Annotated in this window: 23 protein-coding genes and 1 pseudogene; 8 read left to right on the forward strand and 16 right to left on the reverse strand. The window is 71.8% G+C overall.

Annotation, left to right across the window (positions count from 1 at the left end):
• Positions 1-25: 25 nt before the first annotated feature.
• From HHX40_RS12540 to HHX40_RS12550, 3 genes are read right to left on the reverse strand one after another with little or no spacing between them, the layout of a single operon-like run.
• On the reverse strand, positions 26-622 hold the full coding sequence (locus tag HHX40_RS12540) for a TIGR03086 family metal-binding protein (protein ID WP_182880695.1): 597 nt from the start codon (positions 620-622) through the stop codon (positions 26-28).
• Complete coding sequence (locus tag HHX40_RS12545) at positions 609-1091, reverse strand: SRPBCC family protein (RefSeq protein WP_182880696.1); 483 nt, start codon at positions 1089-1091, stop codon at positions 609-611. The genes HHX40_RS12540 and HHX40_RS12545 overlap by 14 nt, the downstream gene beginning before the upstream one ends.
• Entirely contained in the window at positions 1024-1419 is a 396-nt protein-coding gene (locus tag HHX40_RS12550; protein ID WP_182880697.1) for an ArsR/SmtB family transcription factor, read from the reverse strand. The genes HHX40_RS12545 and HHX40_RS12550 overlap by 68 nt, the downstream gene beginning before the upstream one ends.
• A 264-nt stretch (positions 1420-1683) precedes the next feature.
• Here HHX40_RS12550 and HHX40_RS12555 point away from each other — a divergent pair, with 264 nt between their 5' ends.
• Complete coding sequence (locus tag HHX40_RS12555) at positions 1684-1839, forward strand: hypothetical protein (protein ID WP_182880698.1); 156 nt, start codon at positions 1684-1686, stop codon at positions 1837-1839.
• Complete coding sequence (locus HHX40_RS12560; RefSeq protein ID WP_182880699.1) at positions 1836-2165, forward strand: plasmid mobilization protein; 330 nt, start codon at positions 1836-1838, stop codon at positions 2163-2165. Before HHX40_RS12555 ends, HHX40_RS12560 begins: the two co-directional genes overlap by 4 nt.
• A gap of 14 nt (positions 2166-2179) precedes the next feature.
• On the opposite strand, the gene HHX40_RS12565 is transcribed toward HHX40_RS12560, so the two are convergent.
• The 7 genes from HHX40_RS12565 to HHX40_RS12595 form a co-directional block, all read right to left on the reverse strand.
• On the reverse strand, positions 2180-2893 hold the full coding sequence (locus HHX40_RS12565; protein ID WP_117410605.1) for a sirohydrochlorin chelatase: 714 nt from the start codon (positions 2891-2893) through the stop codon (positions 2180-2182).
• A gap of 110 nt (positions 2894-3003) precedes the next feature.
• Positions 3004-4167: a uroporphyrinogen-III synthase gene (locus tag HHX40_RS12570; protein ID WP_182880700.1), complete on the reverse strand. Its 1164-nt coding sequence runs from the start codon at positions 4165-4167 to the stop codon at positions 3004-3006.
• A complete protein-coding gene (gene nirD, locus HHX40_RS12575; protein WP_117410607.1) occupies positions 4164-4520 on the reverse strand; it encodes a nitrite reductase small subunit NirD in 357 nt (118 codons plus the stop codon). Before nirD ends, HHX40_RS12570 begins: the two co-directional genes overlap by 4 nt.
• Positions 4517-6970, reverse strand: coding sequence for a nitrite reductase large subunit NirB (gene nirB, locus HHX40_RS12580; protein ID WP_182880701.1), 2454 nt, complete (start codon positions 6968-6970; stop codon positions 4517-4519). The genes nirD and nirB overlap by 4 nt, the downstream gene beginning before the upstream one ends.
• 14 nt (positions 6971-6984) lie before the next feature.
• Positions 6985-8385, reverse strand: coding sequence for an FAD-dependent oxidoreductase (locus tag HHX40_RS12585; protein WP_182880702.1), 1401 nt, complete (start codon positions 8383-8385; stop codon positions 6985-6987).
• A complete protein-coding gene (locus HHX40_RS12590) occupies positions 8382-10538 on the reverse strand; it encodes a molybdopterin oxidoreductase family protein (RefSeq protein WP_259403491.1) in 2157 nt (718 codons plus the stop codon). Before HHX40_RS12590 ends, HHX40_RS12585 begins: the two co-directional genes overlap by 4 nt.
• 290 nt (positions 10539-10828) lie before the next feature.
• Positions 10829-12199 (reverse strand): MFS transporter, encoded by a 1371-nt coding sequence (locus tag HHX40_RS12595; RefSeq protein WP_182880704.1) that lies wholly within the window; start codon positions 12197-12199, stop codon positions 10829-10831.
• Between the two features lie 513 nt (positions 12200-12712).
• Between HHX40_RS12595 and HHX40_RS12600 the strand changes: the two genes are divergently transcribed.
• Complete coding sequence (locus tag HHX40_RS12600) at positions 12713-13540, forward strand: peptidoglycan recognition family protein (RefSeq protein WP_259403492.1); 828 nt, start codon at positions 12713-12715, stop codon at positions 13538-13540.
• Positions 13541-13606: 66 nt separating this feature from the next.
• Here HHX40_RS12600 and HHX40_RS12605 read toward each other — a convergent pair whose 3' ends face one another.
• From HHX40_RS12605 to HHX40_RS12620, 4 genes are read right to left on the reverse strand one after another with little or no spacing between them, the layout of a single operon-like run.
• A complete protein-coding gene (locus tag HHX40_RS12605; protein ID WP_182880705.1) occupies positions 13607-14863 on the reverse strand; it encodes a nucleotide sugar dehydrogenase in 1257 nt (418 codons plus the stop codon).
• A 33-nt stretch (positions 14864-14896) separates the two neighbouring features.
• Positions 14897-15874, reverse strand: coding sequence for a dTDP-glucose 4,6-dehydratase (rfbB, locus tag HHX40_RS12610; RefSeq protein WP_182880706.1), 978 nt, complete (start codon positions 15872-15874; stop codon positions 14897-14899).
• Positions 15871-16938 (reverse strand): glucose-1-phosphate thymidylyltransferase, encoded by a 1068-nt coding sequence (locus HHX40_RS12615; protein WP_182880707.1) that lies wholly within the window; start codon positions 16936-16938, stop codon positions 15871-15873. The genes rfbB and HHX40_RS12615 overlap by 4 nt, the downstream gene beginning before the upstream one ends.
• 37 nt (positions 16939-16975) lie before the next feature.
• Positions 16976-17491: a GNAT family N-acetyltransferase gene (locus HHX40_RS12620; protein WP_182880708.1), complete on the reverse strand. Its 516-nt coding sequence runs from the start codon at positions 17489-17491 to the stop codon at positions 16976-16978.
• A 243-nt stretch (positions 17492-17734) separates the two neighbouring features.
• Here HHX40_RS12620 and HHX40_RS12625 point away from each other — a divergent pair, with 243 nt between their 5' ends.
• Positions 17735-18709 (forward strand): glycosyltransferase family 2 protein, encoded by a 975-nt coding sequence (locus HHX40_RS12625; protein WP_182880709.1) that lies wholly within the window; start codon positions 17735-17737, stop codon positions 18707-18709.
• Positions 18706-19440, forward strand: coding sequence for a WbqC family protein (locus HHX40_RS12630; RefSeq protein WP_182880710.1), 735 nt, complete (start codon positions 18706-18708; stop codon positions 19438-19440). Before HHX40_RS12625 ends, HHX40_RS12630 begins: the two co-directional genes overlap by 4 nt.
• Here the strand turns inward: HHX40_RS12630 and HHX40_RS12635 are convergent.
• Positions 19407-21722 (reverse strand): hypothetical protein, encoded by a 2316-nt coding sequence (locus HHX40_RS12635; RefSeq protein ID WP_182880711.1) that lies wholly within the window; start codon positions 21720-21722, stop codon positions 19407-19409. The two genes, HHX40_RS12630 and HHX40_RS12635, sit on opposite strands and share 34 nt — an antisense overlap.
• A 343-nt stretch (positions 21723-22065) precedes the next feature.
• On the opposite strand from HHX40_RS12635, the gene HHX40_RS12640 reads away from it, so the two are divergent.
• The 3 genes and pseudogenes from HHX40_RS12640 to HHX40_RS12650 all read left to right on the forward strand — a co-directional run bounded on the left by HHX40_RS12640 (position 22066) and on the right by HHX40_RS12650 (position 23777).
• Positions 22066-22897, forward strand: a protein-coding gene (locus HHX40_RS12640) for an IS5 family transposase (RefSeq protein ID WP_310738066.1) whose coding sequence is annotated in 2 segments (ribosomal slippage) — positions 22066-22266 and positions 22268-22897 — 831 coding nt in all. Because the reading frame shifts where the segments join, the coding sequence is not laid out codon by codon here.
• A 34-nt stretch (positions 22898-22931) separates the two neighbouring features.
• The gene (locus HHX40_RS12645) at positions 22932-23189 is read left to right on the forward strand and encodes a hypothetical protein (protein ID WP_182880712.1); all 258 of its coding nucleotides are present in this window, start codon (positions 22932-22934) and stop codon (positions 23187-23189) included.
• Positions 23190-23366: 177 nt separating this feature from the next.
• Positions 23367-23777, forward strand: a pseudogene (locus HHX40_RS12650) (transposase).
• Between the two features lie 92 nt (positions 23778-23869).
• Here HHX40_RS12650 and HHX40_RS12655 read toward each other — a convergent pair.
• A complete protein-coding gene (locus HHX40_RS12655; RefSeq protein ID WP_182880713.1) occupies positions 23870-25162 on the reverse strand; it encodes a hypothetical protein in 1293 nt (430 codons plus the stop codon).
• Between the last annotated feature and the right edge of the window lie 265 nt (positions 25163-25427).

Here is a 25427-nt window from a genome sequence, read left to right on the forward strand (position 1 = left end):
GAGCGGCCGGGGCCGTTCTCCGCCGTCAGGGGACGTCCGGGCCGGCGCCCCGCCAGAACGGGTCCCGGCCGATGAAACCCAGCAGCCTGGTCTGGGCGTCCGCATCGCCGGGCACCTCGACCCGCGCGCCGAACTGGCCGGAGGAGCGCATGACCTCCTCCATCCCCTCCATCCCCTCCATCCCGGCGAGGAGCAGGGCGCAGAAGCCGGGGTCCAGCCGGTCGTCCTGGCCCGTGGCCCTGGAGAGGTCCCAGGTGTGCATGAACACGTCAGCGGTGTAGAACCGGTCGATCGCGGCGCCGAGAGGCAGGCTGCCGACGTGGGGGTTGGCGAGTTCCCGGTGCGCCGTCTCCGGATCGTCCAGCACGGCCTGCACGCCGTCGCAGTGCACCTGCCACGCGGCGACCGGGTCCTCGTCCACGGACGGCCCGTGGGGCAGTTCGACACCGGCGCCCGAGGCGAGGAACCCGGGAAGCCATCCGGTCAGGTGCCGCACGACGTCGCGGGCGGCCCAGCCGGCGACCGGGGACGGCGCGTCCCAGGACCGGGCGCCGCGGACCCGGTCGGTGAACAGCCCGGCGATCTGGCGGTGCCGCTCGGCGGGGCGGTCAGACAGCGTCATCGGCGAGCATCCTGTCGAGCTTCGCGTACCCGTCGTCGACACCGACCTCCATGCCGCTGCGCAGCCACGCGTCGCGGCTCTCGAAGCTGTCGGTCAGCGACTGCGTCCGCAGCCGCGTGCGGCCGTCGCCCAGGTCCTCGAACCACAGCGTCTCCAGCGCGACCCCGTCGGGATCGCCCTCGAACGTGAAGGTCTGCACGATACGGTCCGGCCGTACCTCGTGGAAGCAGCCGCGGAAGGCGTACTCCGTGCCGTCGTGCGCCGAGACGTACCGCCAGCTCCCGCCGGTACGCGCGTCCCAGTGCTCGATCCGGGTGACGGTGGTGTCGGGACCCACCCACCAGGCGAACAACACGGGATCGGTGTGCGCGCGGAACAGCCGCTCGGGCGTCGCCGCGAAGTCACGAGCCATCCGGATCACCGGCACGCTCGCGTCGGCCTCGATGATCGTCTCCGTGATCCTGTCCATTCTCGTCTCCGTCCATCTCCGCCAGAACCGCGTCGAGGCGGCGGTAGCGCCGCTCGACGCGCTCCCGGTGGCGCTCGATCCAGGTGCCCATGAGTTCGAAGGCGTGGGCCTCCAGGCGTACCGGCCGGGGTTGCGGCCCGCGCGGACGGCTGACGAGCCCGGCGTCCTCCAGCACCCGCAGGTGCTTGTAGACGGCCTGCAGCGTCATCCCGTACGGCTCGGCCAGGCGGCTCACGGTCGCGTCGCCCTCCGAGAGCCGGGCGACCATGTCGCGCCGGGTCGGATCCGCGAGGGCCGCGAAGACCCGGGACAGCGCGTCCGTAGCCATCACCCTCTTTCAACCCGCTGGTTGAAAGAACCCTAGGCCGCGCAGGAGGCGTCCGTCAACCACACGGTTGAAAGACCAGCTCATACCGCACGCCGAGCCGTCCGCGATCGGGAAGTACTCCTGATCCCACGGCCACTCCGACCGCGGATCGAATTGTGCATGGCATAATCCGGCGATGCGCGTAGAATCAGGTGGACGCAGTCAGCGCGGAAGCATCGCGTCGGCACTGCTCGGGTGCTGGCCGTCATCCGAGGCGGACCGCCCTTGGTGGTGCCGCCGCCCCGTGTCGGCCTGGACGAGCAGTGGCACTGGGTCGGGCTGGACGACCGCGGACCGGAACTGGAGGTGATCGCCGTGCTGACCGAGAAGTACCTGCTGGTCATCCATGCGATGCCGGCCGCACTGAGGAGAAAGCCGTGACCGAGTACAACGGCCCCTGGCCCCCGGACGACATCGAGCTCGGTCTGGACGACGAGTCGGACGTCGACCTCCAGGCCGAGGAGGTCTACGACCGGCGAGGCAACCGGATCGACCAGGCGTACGTGGACGCCGCGGTGGAGCATGTGCGGCGCGCGGTGGGCCGCCCCTCTCTCACGGCCCCTGGAACGCGCTCGCCGCAGGTGACGTTCCGTCTCAGTCCCGAGGAGAAGGCCGCCGCCAAAGAGCTGGCAGAACGGGAGGGAAAGACCGTGTCACAACTGGCCCGGGAGGCCTTCGCCCGCTACCTCCGTGACCACGCCGCCTGACGTACGCCCGGACCCTAGCCCGCGAGGGCGGGCAGGCCGGTGGGGTGGCGGCGGGCGAGGGCCTCGTCGAAGCGGGTCCAGACCAGGGCGGCGAGGTCGTCGTCCACGCCGAGGGGCGCGCTGACGAGGTCGGCCCCGGCACCGGTCAGGCGGTCGTGGAAGAAGCCGGGCGCGAGCAGGTAGGACGCGACGGCGACCCGGGGCGCGAGGCCCGACCTGGCCCGTTCCATCGCCTCTGCGACCGTGGGGGTGCCGGACGAGGCGAAGGCGGCGGTGACGGGACGCGACAGCCGTACGGACAGCAGGCGCGCGGCGGCGCGGACGTCGTCCAGGGCGGCGGGGTCGGACGACCCGGCCGCGCCCAGGATGACGGCGTCGCAGGGCCGCAGGCCGGCGGCGGCCAGACGCCGCGCCAGCACCGAGGTCAGCAGCGGGTGCGGGCCGAGCTGCCCGGCGACGACCGCGTCGGGCCGGGTGCGGGCGACGACGGCCGGCAGATCGATGTGGGCGTGGTATCCCCCGGCGAGGAGCATCGGGACCACGACGACCGGTCCCGGCGTCCCCGCCAGCACGTCGGCGAGCAGCGGCGAGCTGATCTCCAGGAACGCCAGCTCCACCCCCGCGCCGGGCCGGGCCCGGCGCACCCGCGCAGCGAGCGACTCCATCACCGACTCCCAGTGCCCGCTGCGCGCCCCGTGCGCCGCCATCACCAGGGTTGGGGTCTCCATCTCGCTCTCCTCCGCCCCGAGGCTTCGAGAGCCTCCGTCGTCGTTCCCGCCACCGAGCCGCCTCATCTCGCGAGCCGCCTCACACGGGCCGTCTCACCGCATCGGCGGCGTCACCGGTCGTCGCGGCCGCAGGCGAGGCGGTAGCCGCGCTTGACGACGGTCTCGACGATGCCGGAAGGGCCGAGCGCCCGGCGCAGCCGGGTGATCGCCATCTCGACTGCGTGCTCGGCCGAGTCGCGGGAGGGCCCGCCGGGCAGCACCACCCGCAGGTCGGCACGGCCCACCACGTGCCCGGGGCGCTCGGCGAGCCGCTTGAGCACGGCCATCGGGGCGGGCGGCAGCGGCTTGAGGGTGCCGTCGACCACCACGGCGTGGCCGCGGATCTCCAGCTCGTGGCCGCCCGCGACGAGCCGGGTGACCCCGCTCTCCGGCAGGTGCCGGGCGAGGGTCCGGGCGAGCGCGCCCAGGCGGGCCCGATCGGGCTGGACGACCCGTACGCCCCGCTGGGTCAGCGGCCCGGCAGTGACCGGGCCGACGCAGGCCGCCACCACCCGGGTGTCGAACGCGGCGAGCAGGGCGTCCTCCAGCCCGTCGGCGCGGGCGGCGCCCAGCATGGCCAGCACGGCGGGCGCGCTGGTGAAGGCGACCGCGTCCACCGAGCCGGTGATGGCCTGGCTGATCAGGCGGCGCAGCGGCGAGGTGTCACGGTAGGGCAGCCAGCGATAGACAGGCACCTCGATGACATCCGCCCCCGCCTCGCGCAGCGCGGCGACGAAGCCGTCCAGCGGCTCGCCGTGCAACTGCACGGCGATGCGGCGGCCCTGCAGGTCCTGCGCGAGCAGGTACTCCTTGACCTCCTCGCACGACTCGGTGCCCGGCGTCCAGTAGTCCGCCAGCCCGGCCGCCCGCACCGCTCCCCTCGCCTTGGGGCCGCGGGCCAGCAGCCGGGCGCCGGCCAGGTGGGCGTTGAGGTCGGTGGACAGGCCCCAGCCCTCCGCCGCCGCCATCCAGCCGCGGAACCCCACACCCGTGGTGACGACCACGTCGTCGACCGGCGCCTCCAGGCAGGCCCTGGTCGCGGCGAGCAGCCCGGTGTCCTCCGCCAGCGGCACGATGCGGATCGCGGGCGCCCGCACCACCCGGGCGCCCCGCCGTTCCAGGAGCGCCGAGAGCTCCTCGCTGCGGCGGGTCGCCGTCACCCCGATCGTGAACCCGGCCAGCGCGTCCGGCGCCGTCTCCAGGGTCATCGGGGCCTCCTCAAGCAGCGTGGTCATACCACGCTCACCTCCACGGTTCCGTCCGTCACACGAATGGGATAGGTCGGCACGGCGACGCCCGGGTCGTCCACGCACACGCCGGTGACCAGTGAGAACACCTGCTTGTGCATGGGCGAGGCCACGGTCGGCTCACCGCCCCTGGTGCCGACGATGCCCCGGCTCAGCACGTAGGCCCCGCTGAAGGGGTCGAAGTTGCCCAGGGCGTACAGGGCTCCGTCGAACGTGCGGAACACCGCGACCTGCCGGGTGCCGACCAGCACGGCCGCGCCGCGTTCGGGGAGCAGGTCGGTGTAGGAGCAGACCGGGGTCCAGCGGTCGGTACGGGTCGCCGTTTCGTTGAGGATGGTCATGAGCGCACTGCCTCCAGAGGAATCAGCACCGGCTTGATCTGGTCGCGTTCGGTCTCGAAGGAGATCGAGGGGTCGGGGATGCCCGGGGCGTTCACGAAGCTGACGAAGCGCCGCAGCTTGTCGGGGTCCTCGATGGCGGCGCGCCACTCGTCGACGTACGTGGCCACGTGCCGCTCCATCTGCGCGTCGAGGTCGGCGCAGATGCCGAGCGAGTCCTCCATGATCACCTCACGGAGGTAGCCGAGACCGCCGTCCAGGCCCTCCAGCCACGCGGCGGTGCGCTGCAGCCGGTCGGCGGTGCGGATGTAGAACATCAGGAACCGGTCGATGGTCCTGACCAGGTCGTCGGTCGACAGGTCGGCGGCCAGCAGGTCGGCGTGGCGGGGCTTGAAGCCGCCGTTGCCGCCGACGTACAGGTTCCAGCCCTGCTCGGTGGCGATGATGCCGAAGTCCTTCGACCTGGCCTCGGCGCACTCGCGGGCGCATCCGGAGACGGCCGACTTGAGCTTGTGCGGCGAGCGCAGCCCGCGGTAGCGCAGCTCCAGCGCGATGGCCAGGCCGACCGAGTCCTGCACGCCGTACCGGCACCAGGTGGACCCGACGCACGACTTCACCGTGCGCAGGGCCTTGCCGTACGCGTGCCCGGACTCGAAGCCGGCTTCCACGAGACGGCGCCAGATGGCGGGCAGCTGCTCGACCCGGGCCCCGAGCAGGTCGATGCGCTGCCCGCCGGTGATCTTCGTGTAGAGCCCGAAGTCGCGGGCCACCTCGCCGATCACGATGAGCTTGTCCGGAGTGATCTCGCCGCCCGGGATGCGCGGGACCACCGAGTAGGTCCCGTTCTTCTGGATGTTGGCGAGGAAGTGGTCGTTGGTGTCCTGCAGCGTGGCCTGCTCGCCGTCGAGGATGTGGCCGCGGCCGAGGGACGCGAGGATCGAGGCGACCACCGGCTTGCAGATGTCGCAGCCGCGGCCCGTCCCGTGTTCGGCGATGAGCTGGGAGAACGTGGTGATCCCCCGCACGCTCACGATGTCGAACAGCTCGGCCCGGCTGTGGGCGAAGTGCTCGCACAGCGCCTTGCCGACGTCGACGCCCGACTTCACCAGGATCTGCTTGAGCATCGGCACGCAGCTGCCGCAGGTGGTGCCGGCCCGGGTGCAGTCCTTGATGCCCTGCACGTCGGTCAGGCCCTTGTCGGCGATGGCCGCGCAGATCTTCCCCTTGGTGACGTTGTTGCAGGAGCAGACCTGGGCGTCGTCCGGCAGGTCCGTCGACGTGGTGCCCGCGCCCGCGAACAGCAGGTCGCTCGGCGCGCCGGGCAGCGGCCTGCCGACGAAGGGCCGCAGCGCGTTGTACGGCCCGGCGTCGCCGACGCAGATGCCGCCGAGCAGGGTCGTGGCGTCGTCGCTGACGAACAGGCGCTTGTAGACGCCGGCGACCGGGTCCATGTAGGTGACGTCGAGCGCGCCCGACATGGCCCCGAACTGCGCCACCTCGACGCCGAGCAGCTTGAGCTTGGTGGACATGTCGGCGCCGGTGAAGGCGGCCGAGCCGAGCAGGATCCGGTCGGCGGCCACCTCGGCCTGGGCGAAGCACGGCGCGACCAGGCCGTAGACCATCCCGGCGGCCAGCGCGCACTCGCCGATCGCGTAGATGTGCTCGTCGGAGGTGCGCATGCCCTCGTCCACCACGATGCCGCCGCGCTCGCCGACCTCCAGGCCGCAGTCCCGCGCGAGCTCGTCGCGCGGCCGCACCCCGGCGGAGAAGACGACGACCTGGGCGTCGACGGCCTCGCCGTCCGGCCTGACCAGCGCGGCCACCCGGCCGTCCGGCCCGGCCTCGATCGACCGGACCCCGGCGCCGGTGTGGACGGTGAGCCCGAGCGCCTCGATGTGGTTACGCAGCACCGAGCCGCCGCCCTCGTCCACCTGGCGGGGCATCAGCCAGCCGCTCATCTCGACGACGTGCGTCTCCAGCCCGAGCCCGCGCAGGGCGTCGGCCGCCTCCAGGCCGAGCAGGCCGCCGCCGATGACCACGCCGGCGCGGGCGTCCTGCGACGCCTCCCTGATGGCGTCCAGGTCGTCGATCGTGCGGTAGACGAAGCAGCCCGGCAGGTCCCTGCCCGGCACCGGCGGCACGAACGGCGCCGACCCGGTGGCCAGCACCAGCACGTCGTACGGCTCGGAGTAGCCGGCGTCGGTGGCGACGGTGCGGGCGGCGCGGTCGACGCCGACGACCTTCACGCCGGTCCGCAGGCTCACGCCGTCCGGCACCCGGTAGGTGAGGTCGTCCACGCTCTTGCCGCTGAGATAGGAGGTGAGCGCGACCCGGTCGTAGGCCGGGCGGGGCTCCTCCCCGAATACCGTGATCGTCCCGTCGAAGCCCCGCTCCACGAGCGTCTCGATCAGACGGTGCGCGGTCGGTCCGTGTCCCGCCACGACGAGTCTCATGCGCTGACGTACCTTCATGCGCTCACGCCTTCCTGCTCACACAACCAGCCGACGATGCCCTCGACCGCGTCGCGGCAGCCGCCGCACCCGGTGGTGGCCCTCGTGGCGGCGGCTACGGCCTCCACGTCACGCGCGCCGGACTCCCAGCACGCCCTGATCTGGCCCTTCGTCACGTTGTTGCACTGGCAGACCCGGGCCGAGTCCGGCATCCGGGTCGGGTTGTCGGCCGTCGCCGCGGCGCCCACGCCGGGGAACAGCAGGCCGGTCCGGTCGCCCGGGAGCGGCCCGCCTCGGTCGAACAGCTGGGTGAGCGTGCCCACGGCGGAGGTCTCGCCCAGCAGGATCGCGCCGACCAGCCGGCCGTCGCGGATGACAAGCTTGCGGTAGGTGCCCTTGTGCCGGTGGGAGAAGCGGACGATCTCCGCCTCCTCGTCGGTCAGGTGGGTCTCCCCCATCGCCGCGAGCTCGACGCTCTTGGCCTTCAGGCGGGTGACCAGCCGCGAGCCCCGGTAGCGGGCGCCCTTGTCGGCCCCGGTCAGCAGGTCGGCGAGCACCGACGCCTGCTCCCAGGCCGGCGCCACCAGGCCGTAGACCCGGCCCGCGTGCTGCGCGCACTCGCCGATCGCGAAGATCGACGGGTCGTCCGTGCGCAGCTCGTCGTCGACGACGACGCCGCGCTCGACCTCCAGCCCCGCGTCGCGGGCGAGGCCGACGACCGGGCGCACGCCGCAGGCGACCACCACCAGGTCGGCGTCGACCAGTTCCTCTCCCGCCAGCTCCACGTGCCGCTCCCGCACAGCGGTCACGGTGACGCCGGTGCGGATGGCGACGCCGAGCGAGCCGAGCGTCTCGCGGAGGATGAGCCCGGCCTCCGCGTCGAGCTGGCGCTCCATCAGGTGGTCGCGCACGTGCAGCAGCGTCACCGGGACACCCCGGCCGGCCAGCCCGCGCGCGGCCTCGATGCCGAGCAGCCCGCCGCCGATCACGACCGCGCTGCGCGCGCTCGCGGCGGCCTCCCTGATGCGGTCGCAGTCGTCCAGCGTGCGGAACGCGGTCGCCCGCTCCACGCCGGGGATCGCCGGGATCACCGGCTCGCTGCCCGTGGCCAGCACGAGCACGTCGTACGGCTCGCGCGTCCCGTCGGCCGCGACGACGGTCCGGGCGTCCCGGTCGATCGCGGTGACCTCGACGCCGAGGTGCGCGGTGACGTTGTGCTCGGCGTGCCAGCGGGGGCCGAGCAGCCGGACCTGGTCCGGCCGCGACGTGCCCGCCACCACGTTCGACAGCAGCACCCGGTTGTACGGCTGCCAGGCCTCGGCGCCGAACACGGTGATCTTGACGTGCCGGTCCCGGGCGCGCACCTCGCTCACGAGACGCGCGCCGGCCATGCCGTTCCCCACCACGACGAGCCTCACGCGTCACACTCCATGTCCTCGCCGGTGCACCGTTCGAGAGTCGCGGCGCAGACCTTGAACTCCGGCATCCGCGACATCGGGTCGAGCGCCGGGTTGGTGAGCAGGTTGACGCCCTCCCAGTGGAACGGCATGAACACCGTGTCGGGCCGGATCGAGGCGTTGACGCGGGCCACCGCCTCGGCGGCGCCCCGGCGGCTGCGCACCCGCACGCGGTCGCCGGGCGCGACGTTCAGCCGTTCGGCGAGGTCGGGGTGCACCTCCACGAAGACCTCCGGCGCGACCTGGTTGAGCGACCGGATGCGGCGCGTCTGCGCCCCCGACTGGTAGTGGGCCAGCACCCGCCCGGAGGTCAGGTAGAGGGGGAACTCCTCGTCCACGTCCTCGGCGGGCGGGCGGTGGTCCACCGGCACCATGCGGGCCCGTCCGTCCGGGGTGGCGAAGCGGTCCAGGAAGGGCCGCGGCGTCCCCGGGTGGGGCCCGGCCTCGGTCCCTGTCCCTGTCTCGGCCCCTGTCTCGGCCCCTGTCTCGGGCGCGGTCTCGGGCGCGGTCTCGGTGGCGGGGCAGGGCCAGAACACGCCGGTCTCGGCCGCGATCCGCTCGTAGGTGATGCCGGAGTAGTCGGCGATACCTCCGGCGGAGGCCCGGCGCAGCTCGTCGAAGACCGTGCGCGGGTCGGCGGGGAACTTCTCGCCGCAGCCGAGCCGCTCGGCGAGCCCGCCGAGGATCCGCAGGTCGCTGCGCGCGCCCGGCGGCGGCGCCGCGGCCTGGCGGCGCAACAGCACCCGGCCCTCCAGGTTGGTCATCGTGCCCGACTCCTCGGCCCACTGGGTCGTGGGGAGCACGACGTCGGCCATCGCCGCGGTCTCCGACAGCACGAAGTCGGCGACGACGAGCAGGTCCAGCGCGGCCAGCCGCTCCGTCACGTGCCCGGCGCGCGGCGCGGAGACGACGGGGTTGGAACCGAACAGCAGCAGCGCCCTCGGCCCCTCCGGAGTGCCGAGCGCGTCGAGCAGTTCGTACGCCGACCTGCCGGGTCCGGGCAGGTCGGCGGGGTCGACCCCCCAGACGGCCGCGACGTGCGCCCGCGCCGCCGGGTCGTCGATCTTCCGGTAGCCGGGGAGCTGGTCGGCCTTCTGGCCGTGCTCCCGGCCGCCCTGGCCGTTGCCCTGACCGGTCACGCAGCCGTACCCGGAGCCCTCCCGGCCCGGCAGGCCGAGGGTGAGCGCCAGGTTGACGAAGGCGGTGACGGTGTCGGTGCCCTTGGCGTGCTGTTCCGCGCCCCGGCCGGTCAGGATCATCGCGCGCCCGGCCTCGCCGAGGATGCGTACGGCCTCGCGCATCTGGGCGACGGGGACGCCGGTGACGCGCTCCACCCGCTCGGGCCACCAGGCCGACACGGAGGCGCGCACGGCCTCGAAGCCGGTGGTGCGCGCGGCGAGGTAGCCGAGGTCGGCGTGGCCCTCGGCGACCGCGATGTGCAGCAGGCCCAGCGCCAGCGCGAGGTCAGTGCCGGGGGTGGCCTGCAGGTGCAGGTCGGCCAGCCGGGCGGTCTGCGTGAGGCGGGGGTCGATCACGACGAGCCGGCCGCCCCTCGACCGCATCGCGGTCAGGTGCCGCACGAAGGGGGGCATGGTCTCGGCGACGTTCCCCCCGGCGAGCAGCACCGCGTCCGCCCGGCCGATGTCGGTGATGGGGAACGGCAGGCCGCGGTCCATCCCGAAGGCGCGGTTGACGGCGGCCGCCGCCGACGACATGCAGAACCTGCCGTTGTAGTCGATCTGGCTGGTTCGCAGCGCCACCCGGGCGAACTTGCCGAGCTGGTAGGCCTTCTCGTTGGTCAGCCCGCCGCCGCCGAAGACCGCCACGGCGTCCGGCCCGTGCTCGGCCCGGATGGCCCGGAGGCGGCCGGCGGTGTAGTCGAGCGCCTCCTCCCAGGTCACCGGCTTCCCGTGGAGCAGCGGGGTGGTGATCCGTTCGGGTGAGGTCAGCAGTTCGGCCGCCGTCCAGCCCTTCTGGCACAGGCCGCCGGAGTTGGCCGGGATGTCCTCTCTTGGGGTGATCTCGCCGTTGGCGACGTACATGCCGCACTGCAGGGCGCAGTAGGGGCAGTGCGTGGCCGAGCCCACTGTGGTGTCCCCGTGGACCTGTGACATCACAGGACCTGGAGCGTGCAGTGAGATCGGCATGGATCCGATGGTGGGTACAGGCGGTTTCACCGCTGGGTCCCTTCTGTTACCGCTGTGCTACAAGGCGCCAACCGCGCTAACTTCGGCGATCGCGGCGTGGTGAGAGACCTCGTCGTCTCCGGAGCTCACTTGTGCTTTCGCCGCCGGTGAGACGTACGGCGGAAAAGAGCGGGCGCCGCACGGGCGCCCGCGGGGGGGTGGGGTCCGGACCCTGCTCAGACGGGCCCGCTCGGACCGGCCGGCTCGGACCGGCCGGCTCAGACGCGGGCCGCCGCCAGACTGGGGGCCGCCTTCGCGCCGAGGGTCCGCATGTAGCAGAACCAGGTGACGGCGAAGCACAGGGCGTAGAAGGCGGCGAAGGCCGCCAGCGCCGCTCCCGCACCGCCGGTGGCGGCGATGGAGCTGCCGAACCCGCGGTTGATGAAGAAGCCGCCGAACGCGCCGATCGCGGAGATGAAGCCGATGGCCGCCGACGCGTCGCGCTTGCCGGTGCGCAGCGCCTCCTCGAACTCCGGCGTGCCGGGCTCGACGCCCGCGACGGCCTTGGCGCGGAAGATGGCCGGGATCATCCGGTACGTGGAGCCGTTGCCGACGCCGGCGGTGCCGATCAGCAGCATGAAGGCCACGAAGAACAGCGCGAAGTTGTGGGCGGACATGGCCTGCCACACGAGGAGCACCGCGCCGGTCATCGCGGCGAAGTTCCAGAACGTGACGGCGGCCCCGCCGAGGCGGTCCGACAGCCATCCGCCGACGGGCCGGATGACCGAGCCGACCAGCGGGCCGAGGAACGCCAGCGAGACCATCGAGGCGTGGTCGGCGAACTGCGACTTGATCAGCAGCGGGAAGGCCGTCGAGTAGCCGATGAACGAGCCGAACGTGCCGATGTAGAGGAGCGACATGATCCACGTCTGGGCCCGGCCGGCCGCCTTGGCCATCTCCCTCGGCTCGGCCTTGGCGGAGGTGAGGTTGTTCATGAAGAAGTACGCGCCGGCGGCGGCGAGCAGGATGAACGGCACCCAGAACAGTCCGGCCGCGGCGAGCCCGAAGCCCCCGATGACCAGCGGCATCAGCAGCTGCACCGAGCTGACGCCGATGTTGCCGCCCGCGGCGTTCAGGCCGAGGGCCGCGCCCTGCCTGCTCTGCGGGTAGAAGTAGGTGATGTTGGCCATGCTGGAGGCGAAGTTGCCACCGCCGAGCCCGGCCGTCGCCGCGATGGCGAGGAACGCCCAGTAGGGCGTGCCCGGGTCGTTCACCGCGACCGCCAGCAGCACCGCCGGCACCAGCAGCAGCAGCGCGCTGACCACCGTCCAGTTGCGCCCGCCGAACCGCGCGGGGGCGAAGGTGTACGGGATGCGCAGCGCGGAGCCGATGAGGTTGGGCAGGGAGACGATCCAGAACAGCTGGTCGGTGGAGAACTTGTAGGCGCCGAGCTTGACGGCGACGATGCTCCAGACGGTCCACAGCGTGAAGCCCAGGTGCTCGGCCAGGATCGAGAACACCAGATTGCGCCGGGCCGTCTTCTTCCCGGTGCCCTCCCAGAACGCGGGATCGTCCGGTCGCCAGTCACCGATCCACCGGCCCTTCCCGGGTTCGCCGGTAGCCGTGTTCGCCGCCTGCGTCACGGTCATCGTTCCTCCTGCGTCTCGTGTCAGCTGGGGGCGTCTTTCTCAGCTGGGAACCGGTACCGACGCTAGGAAGGGGTCGTTACGCACCTTGACGATGTGTGATCGTGCGGTCGTTACATGTGCCGCACCCCGGAAACATGCAATCCACAGGCATAACGGACGCAACACCGCGTTAACGACCGGTCGCCCGCGCGGGAGTCCGCGTTAAGGCCGCGTGTCGCCGCCCGCACCCGTGCCGCCCGGCTCCGCGCGCGGGCCGGTCGCACGCCGTCACGAAGGTCAGCGCTCCCGCGACCGCGCACCTCGTGTGGTCATTTCACGACATTCCCGTGATCACGGGACTGCCGTTTCGTGACCGGGGTGCGCCGTTTCCGCCACCGGGATGGCACAGACATTTCGGTTGACATGTGACCGGTTTCCCGGCGGCAGGAATATCCGCGGTGGCGGACGGGGATACCGAAGCCGCCTCCCGCCTGATGCGGGCCCGCGTGGGCCCGCGCCCACCCGGGAGGACGTTTGCCAGCGATCTCGCGTCGCGCGTTCCTGTCGTCGGCGTACCTGTCCGTGGCGCTGCTGTCCGCCCAGGGCGGGATCACCTCACTGGCCGGGCCCGCCCTGGCGGCCCGCGGCCCCCGGCGCCCGCGCGTGTACACCCGCTCGGAGTGGCGGGCCGACCCGCCCGCGAGCAAGGCCGAGGTGCTCGACCGGGTCCCCGACCGGCTCGTCGTCCACCACACGGCGACGGCGAACACCGGCGCGACAGACCTGGAGGCGGCCTTCCGGCTGTCCCGGGCGATCCAGCGCTACCACATGCGGCGCAACGGCTGGGAGGACATCGGCGAGCAGTTCACGGTCAGCCGGGGCGGCTACGTCATGGAGGGCCGCAACCGCTCGCTGCCGGCCGTCGAGGCGGGCAGGCACGTGCTGGGGGCGCAGGCGGCCGACCACAACGACCACACGCTGGGCGTCGAGACGGAGGGAACCTACACCTCCTGCCTGCCGCCCGCCCGGCAGCTGGCCGCGCTGACCTCGCTGCTGGCCTGGCTGTGCGACGCGTACGAGCTCGACCCGCGCGTGGCGATCGTCGGCCACCGCGATCTCAACCGGACCGCCTGCCCGGGCGACCGCCTCTACGCGTACCTGCCGCAGCTGCGGGCCGACGTGGCGCGCCGTCTGGGCGGCCGGGCGCCCCGCCGCCTCGCTGCCGCGCCGCCGTGGCCGACGCTGCCGGACGGCTCCCCCGACGCCCACGGCGAGGGTGTGGCGCTCGTCGGCGACCTGCCGTTCGAGCACGGCCCGGCGGTCGGCCCGCACGACCTGACCCGGCACCCCCGCGTCCTCTGACCGGCGCCGCCGCCCCGGCCTCCCGGCCCGCTCTCGTGGCGGCGGGCCGGGAGCGGAGGCGCCGCGTCAGAGCCGCTCGACGTTGGGTCCCCGGCAGCGGTTGCGGGTGTCGAGGACGAAGGCGCTCTCGCGCCGGATCATCTCGTAGTCGAAGCAGTCGTGGTCGGTGAGGATCACGACGGCGTCGGCCGCGGCCGCCTCCCGCGCCGACGGCTCGGCGATCGCCACCCCCTCGGCCACGAACGCGAGGTCGACGTGCGGATCCGCCGCGTACACCCGCGCGCCCAGCCTGCGCAGGAGCCTCGCCACCTCCAGCGCGGGAGACTCGCGGCAGTCGCCGGTGTTCTTCTTGTACGACAGGCCGAGCAGGAGGACGCGGCTGCCGTTCACGGCCTTGCGCCGGTCGTTCAGCGCCAGCACCAGCCGGTCGACGACGTGCGCGGGCATGTGGTCGTTGACGTCGTTGGCCAGCTCCACGAACCGGAAGTTGTGCCCCAGACTGCGCTTGACCTTCCAGGACAGGTACGACGGGTCGATCGGCAGGCAGTGGCCGCCGACCCCCGGCCCCGGGGTGAAGCGCATGTAGCCGAACGGCTTGGACGAGGCGGCGTCGATGGCCTCCCACACGTCGATGCCGAGCTGCCTGGCGAAGACCGACAGCTCGTTGACCAGGGCGATGTTCACGTGCCTGAAGGTGTTCTCCAGGAGCTTGCACAACTCGGCCACCTGCGGCGAGGACACGGGGACGACGCGCTCGACGACGGTCTCGTAGAAGGCGCGGACCCGCGCGAGGGCGGCGTCGTCGAGGCCGGAGACGACCTTCGGCGTGTTCTCCAGGCGCCACCGCGCGTTGCCGGGGTCGATCCGCTCCGGGCTGTAGCCGAGGTGGAAGTCGCCGGGAGCGCGCAGCCCCGACCCCTCCTCCAGGATCGGGCGCAGGTACTCCTCCGTCGTCCCCGGATAGGTGGTCGACTCCAGCACCACGGTCGCGCCCGGCCGCAGATATGGGGCGAGCGACCGGCCGGCCGACGCGATGTGGCTGAGATCGGGCACGCCGTCGGTCAGCGGCGTCGGCACGGTGATCACACAGACGTCGAAGCCGTCGGCGTCGGCGTAGTCCGCGCTGGCCCGGTAGCGGCCCGTCCCGTGGGCGGCGGCGAGCGCGTCGTCGCCGACGTCCTCGACGTACGACTGACCGGCGTTGAGCCGCTTGACCCGCAGCTCGTCAACCTCGACGCCCACCACGTCGAACCCGGCCCGCACCGCGCGGACCGCAAGCGGCAGGCCGACGTACCCCTGCCCCACCACGACCAGTTTCTCCATCAAGGACCCCCGTCCCCTGGCAGTTACGATGTCTCAGCCGCGGCGGTTCACGAGCGGGCGCCACCAGTCCTGGTGGTCCCGATACCAGCGCACGACGTCCGCGAGCCCTTCGTCGAACCCCGTCAGGGGCTCGTAGCCGATGGCCCGGATCTTTCCGCTGTCGAGCGCGTACCGCCGGTCGTGCCCCGGCCGGTCGGGTACGTGCTCGACCATCTCCCATCCGGCGCCGAAGGCGTCGAGGATCCGGCGGGTGAGATCGAGGTTGCTCAGCTCGACGCCGCCGCCGATGTTGTAGACCTCGCCGGGCTCCCCCTTGTCCAGCACGAGCTGGACGCCCCGGCAGTGGTCGTCCACGTGCAGCCACTCCCGCACGTTGCCGCCGTCGCCGTACAACGGCACGGGACGCCCGTCGATCAGGTTGGTGACGAACAGCGGGACGACCTTCTCCGGATACTGGTACGGCCCGTAGTTGTTGGAGCACCTGGTCACCCGGACGTCCATCCCGTACGTGCGGTGGTAGGCGCGGCAGAGCAGGTCGGCCCCGGCCTTGGCGGCCGAGTAGGGCGAGTTCGGCAGCAGCGGCTCCGCCTCCGTCCACGTCCCCTCGTCGACCGAGCCGTACACCTCGTCGGTGGACACCTGGACGAACGTGCGCACGCCCGCCTCCAGGGCGGCCTGCAGCAGCCGCTGCGTGCCCAGCACGTTGGTCGTCACGAAGTCGCCCGCGCCGCTGATCGACCGGTCGACGTGGGTCTCGGCGGCGAAGTTCACGACCACGTCGTGCCCGGGGACCAGCTCGCGCAGCAGCGCCGCGTCGCAGACGTCGCCGCGCGCGAACGTGTAGGCGGGGCGGGTCTCCACCGGGGCGAGGTTGGCCGGGTTGCCGGCGTAGGTGAGCTTGTCCAGCACCGTGACCCGGGCGTCCTCGTACCCGGGGTAGGCGCCCGACTGCAGCGAGCGGACGTAGTGGGAGCCGATGAAACCGGCCGCGCCGGCGACGAGGATCTTCACGCGCGCACCTGCACCTTGCTGTGGTCTCCGATCATGAGCTGGTAGGCGTTGGGCACCCCGGTCGCCTTCGTGACCTCCGCGTTGCGGCCGATCAGCGAGTGGGTCATGCCCCGGACGCCCCGGATGGCCGAGTCGGCCAGCACGATGCTGTAGTCCACCTCGGCGTCCTCGATCACGCAGCCCTCGCCGATCGAGGTGTACGGCCCGACGTACGAACCGATGATCTTGGAGTCGGCGCCGATCACCACCGGGCCGCGGATGACCGAGCCCTCCACCACGGCGCCGGGGGCGATCACCACCCGCCCGGTCACCTCCGACAGCCCGTCCACGGTCCCCGCGACGCCGGGCTCGACCGCCTCCAGCACGATGCGGTTGCACTCCAGCATGTCCTGCAGGCGGCCGGTGTCGCGCCAGTAGCCGGTGACGAAGTGGGACCGCACGCGGTGCCCGCCGTCGATGAGCCACTTGATCGCGTCGGTGATCTCCAGCTCGCCTCGCGCGGACGGCCCGATCGCGCGGACGGCCTCGTGGATCGCGGGCGAGAACGTGTAGACCCCGACGATCGCGAGGTCGCTGCGCGGGTGCTCGGGCTTCTCCTCCAGCGCGACGATCTCCCCGTCCGGGCCGAGTTCGGCCACTCCGTAGAACTGCGGCTCGGCCACCCGGGTGAGCAGGATGCGGGCGTCGCACTCCTCGGCGCGGAAGGCGTCGACCAGGCCGCGGATGCCGCCGACCAGGAAGTTGTCGCCCAGGTACATGACGAACGGCTCGCCGGCCAGAAACTCGCGCGCGACGAGGACGCAGTGCGCCAGCCCGAGCGGCGCCTCCTGGGGGATGTAGGTGACGTCGAGCCCGAACGCGGAGCCGTCGCCGACGGCCGCGCGGACCTCCCGGCCCGTGTCGCCGACGATGATCCCCACGTCGGTGATGCCGGCGTCCCTGATCGCCTCCAGCCCGTAGAAGAGCACGGGCTTGTTGGCGACGGGGACGAGCTGCTTGGCGGAGGTGTGGGTCAGCGGGCGCAGCCTCGTGCCCTTGCCGCCCGCCAGGACGAGTGCCTTCACCGCTGTCCGCGTCCTTCCGCGACACCCCGTGGGCGGCTCATCGCGGCTCACCGCGGAGCAGCGAGTAGAGGACCTGGTCGTGCCAGCCGCCGTCGCGCCACTGGGCCCGCCGCAGGACGCCCTCACGGGTGAACCCGATCTTCTCCACCGCGCGCTGCTCGCCGATGTTGGCCACGTCGGCGAAGCACTGGAGGCGCTCGGCCCGGGTGTGCGCGAACAGGTAGTCCGCCAGCAGGCGCTGCGCCTCGGTGCCGATGCCGCGGTTGCGGTAGCCGGTGAAGACGCAGATCCCGATCGTCCAGCACCAGCACGTGGTCTCGGGTCCCCAGGCCGTCTTCCACCAGGCGACCCACCCGGCGGTGTCCCCGCCGGAGTCGACGGCGAGCCGCCCGTAGTCGTCGCCGAGCAGGCCGTCGTCCGCGAACCGCCGGCGCAGCGCGCCGGAGTGGCGGTATCCGTACCACTGGAACTCGCCCCGCGCCTCGGGCGTCGCCCGTTCCGCTTCGAAAACGTCGAGGTCCGCCTCGCGGACCGGCCTCAATGTGACGTCCATGATCTCCCCTCACATACGGGAGCCGCGCGGAAGGAACGGAATGTCCGGCGCCTTTTCTCCCGGGCGGGGCCGCGGGAATCGCATCCGGCCGCCCGCCAGTCGCCAATGCTATGCGCGGACCCGCGCGAAGCCGGCGGACCACATTGCGAACGAGCGTGAAAGGTGCGGATCGGATTTCTCAATATCCCGCAAATTCGGATGTGCGGCACGAGGAGGCCGGTAGCCGCTCATCACAATGACGCCATGACCAACGTATCCGTTGTGATCCCCTGCTACCGATCCGCCCGGACGCTGCCGCCCCTGGTGGAACGCCTTCTCGCCGTTCTGCCCGCCGCCGCGGACCTCTTCGAGGTCGTGCTCGTCGTGGACGGCTCGCCCGACGACACGTGGGAGGTGGCCCAGGGCCTCGCCGAGCGGCACGGCAGCGTCCGCGCCGTGCTGCTGGCCCGCAACTACGGGCAGCACAACGCCCTGGTCGCGGGCATCCGCTGCGCGCGCTACGAGGTCATGGTGACGATGGACGACGACCTGCAGCATCCGCCGGAGGAGATCCCCCGGCTCCTGGCGGGCCTGGAGCCCGGCCTCGACATCGTGTACGGCGTGCCGACCGGCGGGACGCACGGACGAATTCGCGATTTCGCCTCCAAATCCCTGAAATGTAGTCTTTCCGGGCGGTTCGGCGCGGAAAACGGCGCGGACATCTCCGCGTTCCGCGCCTTCCGGAGTTTTCTGCGGGAGTCGCTTGACGGCGTCGGGGGTCCGCACACGCAGATCGACATCGCCTTCTCGTGGGCGACCACCCGGGTCGGCACCGTACCGGTGCGGATGGACAGCCGGCACGCCGGCCGCTCCAACTACACGCCCGCGATGCTCGTGCGCCACGCGATCGGCGTGTTCGTCGGCTACAGCACGCTCCCGCTGCGCCTGGTGACCTATTTCGGCCTGCTGACCGGAGCGTTCGGCATCGTCCTGCTGACGGTCTTCCTCTGGACGTACTGGTCGGGCGACAGCACCGTCAAGGGCTTCACCTCGACCGCGTCGATGATCGCGTTGTTCGCGTCCGCCCAGATGATCGCGCTCGGCATCATCGGGGAGTATCTCGGCAGGATCCACGTCGAGAGGATGGGACGCCCCACCTACATCGTCCGCAGCCGGGCCGAGAGCGGCGCGGCGCAGCCGATGACGGTGACGGGCGGCCCGGAGGGGTGGAGCGCGTGAAGCGGGTCGCCGTCGTGCAGTCGAACTACATCCCCTGGAAGGGGTACTTCGACCTGATCGCCCACGTCGACGAGTTCATCCTGTTCGACGACGTGCAGTACACCGACAGGGACTGGCGCAACCGCAACCTGGTCAAGACTGCCGCCGGTCCGAAGTGGCTGTCCGTCCCGGTACGGCGGGGCCCGCGCGGCCGCCTGATCAACGAGGTGGTCGCGAGCGACCCGGACTGGCCCCGCGCGCACTGGCTCCTGCTCGCGCAGACCTACCGCAAGGCCCCCTGCTTCGAGGCGGTCGCGCCGGCGATCGAACGGCTCTACCTCGGCTGCCGCCACGACCGGCTGTCGGACATCAACCGGCACTTCCTCGAAGGGCTGCTGGGCGTGCTCGGCATCCCGGCGCACCTGACCCGCGCCGAGGACTACGCCGCGTCGGGCGCCAGGACCGAGCGGCTCGTGGACCTGTGCCGCAAGGCGGGCGCCGACGAGTACCTCACCGGCCCGGCCGCCCGCGCCTACCTGGACGAGGGCCTCTTCGACCGGGCCGGGATCGGGGTCCGGTGGTTCGACTACTCCGGCTATCCGGAGTATCCGCAGGCGCACCCGCCGTTCGACCACCACGTCAGCGTGCTCGACCTGATCTTCAACACCGGGCCCGCCGCCGCCCGGTATCTCAAGAGCGCCCGGCATCTCAATGATGCTCAGCGCCCCGCGGCCGGGCCGGCGATCTCGTAGACGGCGAAGTCCCCGGAGCGGAACCGCGCGGCGGCGACGTCTCCGAGCCTCGCGCCGGGGACCGTCAGCCGCTCGTCCACGAACAGCCAGCGCACCCCGTGTCGTTCCCGCAGCGATCGGGCCGCCCGCGCCGAGGGCGCGGCGAACAGCGCCTCGTTCGCCCGGAGCCGCTCGCGGTCCCAGAACGGCTGGTACCAGAGCACCCGACCCGGACTCCACCGGTCCAGGTTCGCCGTCGCGTACGCCCATCCCTCGACGAGCACCCGCCGCTCGGTCAGCGCCGACACCCAGGCCGCGCGGCTGTCGCAGGGGCCGTCGACGCCGAGACGGCAGTGCAGGTTCGTCGCGACGAGGTCGCCGGGGCGGGAATGGTCGCGCAGCCACCGCGCGGCGGTGACGATGCCCCGCGGCATCGCCTGGGCCCGCACCGCGCGGTCGGCGTCCTCCGCCGCGACCACCGGGGCCTTGTACGTCACCGGAAGGACCCGGGTGAACCAGGCGGCCGGCGCGGCGAACGCCGAGGTCACCACGAGCGTGAGAGCCAACGGGGGCAGCGCGCCGCGCCGCGCGGCGGCCAGCGCGACCGCCGTCAGCGCCACGAAGACCAGCAGGGCGGCGTACGGCAGGGCGAGCACGCCGAGCGGCTCTCCGTCGGGCAGCGGGACCCGCACGTCGCACAGGATCCGGATGCAGTAGGCGGCGACGGCTCCGGCACCGGCGGCGCACACGACGGACAGCGGCGACGTCCCCGACCCGCGCAGGACGGTGACGAGGCCGTAGACCGAGACGATCGCCAGATAGGGATAGGGCGCCTGGAGGAAGTAGATCTCCGACAGGCCGGGATGCCCGAACCAGAGCGCCACGCCCAGCCCGGCCAGGCTCATGCCGAGGGTCAGCACGACGGCGGGCCGGGCGAGCGCCCGGGGCCGGGTGAGCAGGCCGAGCGTCCCGCACCAGGCGACGGCTCCGGACAGGACGCACAGGAGGGTGAGCCCGAGGACCGTGGCCACCGGCCCCGCGAGCGGCTTCCCCTCGCCGGTCACGCCGCCCCACGTCACGCGCATCAGGGACAGCGGGGCGGCCGTCGTTCCCCCGCGCACCCCGCCGTACAGGACGAACTGGGCGAAGAGCAGGCAGGCCGCGCTCATGCCCAGCGCGACCAGGGCCGGGCCGTCCGGGCGGCGGCGTCGCACCGTCCCGGCGACGGCCACCGCCGCCAGGCCCGCCGTGAGCAGGGGCAGGTACGTCGCCTTGGCCCCCATGACGGCGGCCAGGAAGATCCCGAGCAGGAGCCACTCGCGCGGGCTCCGCCGCCCGTTCTCCAGCGGCCGCCGGTTCTCCAGCAGATCGCTCAGCAGGAGGAAGACCGGGACGAACAGCAGCGCGCCGAAGGTCTGCGTGGGGCTCGACCAGGACTGGACCGGTTTCCAGACCAGCGCCCCGCCGACCGGGCCGATGTAGAGGTTCGGCGCCGCGACGAGAAAGACGGCGGCCAGGGCGGCCAGGGCTCCGGCCCGCGACCCGATCACGCGCCGGGCAGCCAGGCCCAGCAGGACCACGAGCGCGGCGATCATCGGCAGCATGCCGAGGCGGAACAGCAGGACCAGCGGCTCCACGCCGGTCACCCAGCTCGCCGCCGCGTAGTGGGCGTAGACGAACCAGTGGTACGGCAGGGGCTCCCCGGCGACGATCGGCATCGTCGGGGGCACGTGGTGCCGCAGCTCGCCGATGAACGCCAGGTGGAGGGGCATGTCGGGGTACGACGCCCCGAGCGCCGGCCAGGCGAGGGCCTGCGTGCGGAAGAAGTTGACCGCGCTCCAGACCACCAGGTAGGCGACGACGAGGGCCAGCGACCAGGACCACCAGATCGGCGACCGGGCCGTGGCGGGGTCGCTTCTCCAGTACCGCCGCAGGCGGGGCACGAGGAGGAAGGCCGCGTACGTCGCGACCGGCCAGGCGAGGACGAGCAGCGGCGCCCCCACGGCCCTGGCCGCGACGTAGGCGAACACCTCCAGCGCGTATCCGAGCGCCAGCCCGAGCGCGACCTCCTCGCCCCGGGAGCGGTCACCCCGGTAGAGGGCCCGGACCAGCAGCGTTCCCGGGATCGCGAGACAGACGACGACGTAGCCGCAGAAACGGGCCGTGTCGGAGACGCGGACGCCGTAGCGGCTCAGCGCGGCCGCCGTCAGCGCGAGCACCACGAGGGCCGGCGCCCATCTCACCAGCGTCCGCCGCGCCGCTGCGCCGTTCGCCGGCGCGTCGTCAGGCGGCGTGTCGGCCATGAATTCCTGCGGCGATTTCAGGGGGCTCCGGGTCCGCGGGCCTCCCCCGGCCGCGCCTCCCGCAGCCGAATGGACCAGCGTTCTCTCATCCGAAAGGGACGGGCCTTTCGCGGGGATTTCCCGAGGCGAGGTGTCAGCCATGCGTGCGATTCTCGCGGCGGCGGCATCGCGAATTCGCCCGCGACCTCGCTCCGGGCCGAGTCCTTGACATTCTTTTGCGGCGTCCCGCGCTACGGCCGGAGAACGCGGGAATGGAGAATCGCCTTAGTGAGTGTTTGAGAAGGGTTGATCACGGTCGGCGTGCCGTCGCTGCGCCGTACGAGCGGGTCGCGATAGTGGACGGGTGTCGCGTGATCGCCGCTACCCCTCCGATCTGACCGACGCCCAATGGGCGCTGATCGAGCCGCTGTTACCCTCGCCCAACCCGGGCGGCCGGCCCGAGAAGCATCCGCGCCGCGACATCGTCGACGCCATCGTGTACGTGGTGCGCACAGGCTGCGCCTGGCGGCAACTGCCGTTCGACTTCCCGCCCTGGCAGACCGTTTACTGGCTACTTCGTCCGATGGGAACAAGCCAAGGTCACCGACCAGATCCTCGCCGCCCTGCGCCGGCGGGTACGAGCTCAGCAGGGCCGCGCCGAGGAACCCTCGGCCGGGATCATCGACTCCCAGTCCGTCAAGGGCGCCGACACCGTCGGTCGCGACAGTCGCGGGTACGACGCGAACAAGAAGATCAACGGGCGCAAGCGGTTCATCGTCACCGACACCCTGGGCCTGCTGCTGGTCGTGTGTGTGATGGCCGCCTCGGTGCAAGACCGCGACGGCGCCAAGACCACACTGCTCAGCATGTACCTGGTCACGCCGGTCCGGTTCGTGTACGCCGACGCTGGGTTCGCCGGCGCCCTGGTCGAATGGACGCAGCGGATCTTGCGGACCATGCTGCACATCGTCCGCAAGGCTCCCGGCCAGGTCGGTTTCGCAGTGATCGCCCGCCGCTGGGTGGTGGAGAGGTCGCTGGCCTGGCTGACCAGCCACCGCCGTCTGGCCCGCGACTACGAACGCCACCCCGCCACGTCGGAGGCCATGATCCGCTGGGCCGCCATCTCCGGCATGGCCCGCCGGCTGACCCGCGGACAGCCCGCCACACGACAGCAGAAGCTGACTCTCGGCCATTAATTTGATCTTCTAAACACTCACTAAGATCGACCCCGTGGACTCTCTGGCGTACGGACTCCAACAGCTTGCTGCGGCGGAGACGATGCCGCAACTCGTCGACGCTCTGTGGGACTTGCGTGATTCGGCCTACGACGAACCCGAGGCCTGGGCTGCATTAACACCGTTGACCCTGCTGCAGGGCCTGGGGGAAGAGTTCGAGGCCGCACCGCACGACGGCGGCAGCCAGATCCCAATTCCTGTCTTCGCCAGCGCTCTCGCGAAGGCGCTCGACCCACGACCGAGTGGAGGCTAGGGCTCGGCCGCTCTCAGGGCGACTACGATGCCCGGACCACACCGCAAGTCGCGCGGTCTGTTGGCGGGTCGGCGAAGGCGCGCTGGTTACTCAACCCATCAAATTGATCTTCTCAAACACTCACTTAGACCGCGACTCGTTCGGCGGTTGATCGTTGGATGGGTCGTGGATGCTTTCATGCAGCGGTTGGTCCCCGACAAGCTGTGGGAGCTATTCCAGCGGGTGGTGCCGCCCCCTCCGACTCGGCCGCAGGGCGGGGGACGGCGGCGGGTCGACGATCGTCTGATTCTCGCGGCGATCGTGTACGTGGCCACCACCGGCTGCGCGTGGCGTCAGCTCCCACCGGTCTTCGGTGCCTCGTGGCAGACCGTGCACCGCCGCTTCACCGACCCATGACAGTCAGGGGTTTGAGCCGCTGGTGCGCGGCATCCCGCCGATCCGCTCCCGCCGCGGGCCACGTCGCCGCCGGCCCGGGAAGCTGCACGGAGACAAGGGCTCCACCGCCGTTACGAGCGCCGGGCCGACCACTTCGCTTCCTTCGTCGCCATCGCCGCCGCCCTCATTTGCTACCGCCGCCTGGCCAAATGAGTCACCTCTTACGCGGCGGGCGACGAAAAGGGGTCGGCATCCAGAGCGCCGGCCCCTGATCACTCAAATCAGATCATTCGAGATTTCGTCGATCATCCGGGGATGATGGCGATGCCGGGGAACGCCGCGGTCGCGTTGCTCCACGGGCTGTAGTACATGCGCCAGGAGCAGATACGGCCGGTGGTCACGTAACCGGTGCACGTCACCGAGGCGCTGGTGTCGATGGCCGTGACCACACCGGCCGCGTACACCTGGGTGGTGTTGCTCGGGTTCACGTATTCAACGGGGCCGCCGCTGTCGCCCTGCCCCACCGCGTTGACCATGTTCTGCTGCTCGGCGCGGACGAGGCCGGTGATGATGTAGCCAACGCTGATGGTGACGTTGACCTGCGTGGTCCGGATGTTGCAGTTGGTGCCGGAGTAGGCGCCGGAGGCGCAGAGGTAGGTGCCGACGACCGAGGTGGCGGTGCCGATCACGGGGTTGCTGAACTCGGTGGTCACGATCGCGAGCCCTTGCGAGTCGATCGGGTTGTTGAAGACCCGGCCGCCGGCGCTGGTGCCGATGAGCAGCACGTCGCGGCTGTTGTCGTCGTGCGTGACGTTGCCGATGACCTGATTGGTCGGGTCGGTCGCGGTCTGGCCGTTCACCGCGCAGTGGCCGGCGGACAGTATCTTCTTCTCGGGGCCGGGTTCGAGAAGGCCCTGGTAAGTCACGGCGAAGCCGGTCGAGCAGGCGCCACCGGTGCTGGCGTTGCGCCAAGCGCCGCCGCCATACCACGGCGGGCTGTCGTTCCAGCGGGTGGCCAGTTCGGGCTTGACGCCGTGCTCGATGCTGACCGGCACCGCCGCGTCGGCGATCGCGGTGCGGGCCGCGTCGATGACGGCGCTGGAGGCCGCCAGGCCCGAGCCGTCCTGCAGTGCCGTGATGGAGGTGAGTGTGCTGCTGTTGGCGCGGATGAGGCGGTCCGCCTCCCGCTGCAGCTCACGCGCCGAGTACTTCGCCGGTAGGACGTTGATTCCCACGTCGCGCCGCAACTGGCCCACCAGTTCGTTGACCTGCCTGGGGGGCTTGCCCTTCCAGTACACGCGCAGTTCACGGTTCTCCGGCGCGGCGATGACGCCGGCGTAGCCGCTGCCGCCCAGGGCGGTGATGCGGTCGGCGGCCGTGATCATCTTCTGCTGGTCGAGCAGCAGATCCTTCCAGGAGGCGTAGCCGCCGGGGACCGCTCCGGTGTGCTCGACGGCCCCGGTGGTCCGGGGCTTGATCGGATCGGGCGCGCTGGCGGCCTGGGCGGTGCCCATGCCGGCGGCGGCGAGCACGATTCCCGTCGCCACGGCGAGGTGGCGGAATCGTGAGAGTTTCAAGGTGCTGGGGGGTTTACTCACCGGGTTGATCCTCCTTGGGCGAATTACGGTGACAAACCCCGGTATTTCATGCTAATAAAGACCGATCAATAGCTTGACCCTTACGGTCGGCGATGGTAAATGCTTATTGTTCACCGCCCGAATGCCCGGATCCGACCATCCGATTATCAGGGGTAGGGGCAGGTGCTCTGGCCCACCACCTGGGCACACGAATTCACGGCATCCGGAACCTCGCGAAAAGGACGCTTACCGGATAATGTCCGCATCCGGACATGCCTAAGACCGT

It is taken from the genome of Microbispora sp. H10949, assembly GCF_014161435.1.
GTDB lineage: Bacteria > Actinomycetota > Actinomycetes > Streptosporangiales > Streptosporangiaceae > Microbispora > Microbispora triticiradicis.